Source organism: Pseudomonas onubensis, assembly GCF_965653655.1.
In the GTDB taxonomy this organism is placed as follows: domain Bacteria; phylum Pseudomonadota; class Gammaproteobacteria; order Pseudomonadales; family Pseudomonadaceae; genus Aquipseudomonas.
In genome coordinates, this window is record NZ_CBFHAZ010000336.1 from 1 (window position 1) to 384 (window position 384).

1 protein-coding gene is annotated in these 384 nt (G+C 49.7%); it reads right to left on the reverse strand.

From position 1 onward, the window contains the following. Positions 1 to 334 (reverse strand): sugar phosphate nucleotidyltransferase (locus tag ACTD9P_RS30220; RefSeq protein ID WP_438870515.1); only part of this gene is annotated, 334 nt, incomplete at its 3' end. Positions 335 to 384: the final 50 nt, after the last annotated feature.

Genomic DNA, 384 nt, shown 5'->3' on the forward strand with positions numbered 1-384 from the left:
CCGTGGCTTTTGCACCTTTGTCTGTATGTTCATTCAGCATGGCTTCCATCGTCTCCGCCGTCAGAAGCGGTGTATCGCCGCAAATAACGATCGTGACACCCTTTTCTCCGTGAAGAAATGGTTTTGCCTGCTTGACCGCATGAGCCGTACCGAGCTGTTCTGCTTGGAGAGCGTAATCGCTTTTCTGTCCGAGCTGCTTCTTCACATCTTCGGCGCCGTGTCCTACGATGGTGACAAGCTTCGCTAAAGATAATTTCAGAGCTTCGTCTGCGACGTGCTCTACCATAGGCTTTCCGCATACCGGATGAAGGACCTTATAAAGCTTCGATTTCATTCTCGTTCCTTTTCCGGCAGCTAAAATCACTGCAAACCGCTTATCCATTT